This is a genomic window from Winogradskyella poriferorum, assembly GCF_050618035.1.
Lineage (GTDB): Bacteria > Bacteroidota > Bacteroidia > Flavobacteriales > Flavobacteriaceae > Winogradskyella > Winogradskyella poriferorum_A.
The window spans coordinates 1-215 of sequence record NZ_JBODPY010000284.1 but is presented as its reverse complement, the minus strand read 5'-3'; the positions used below and the strand labels follow the sequence as shown (position 1 = coordinate 215).

Here is a 215-nt window from a genome sequence, read left to right as displayed (position 1 = left end):
CACCAACCCCATTAGCTGCGAGTGGAAGTACCACATTTACCATCACTTTTGATCCTAGTGCTGATGGCTTAAGAACAGCAACAGTAACTATTGCTAATGATGATACTGATGAAAGCCCATACAATTTTAGTATTCAAGGAACTGGTACAGTACCGAGTTATTGTGGAGCAAATGGAAACAACGATAGTTTTGAATACATTGGTAATGTTACTTTA

Annotated in this window: 1 protein-coding gene; it reads left to right on the top strand. The window is 38.1% G+C overall.

The features are described 5' to 3' along the window. Positions 1-215: hypothetical protein (locus ACRHOC_RS15775; RefSeq protein ID WP_431159513.1), on the top strand; the 215-nt coding region annotated here is incomplete at both ends.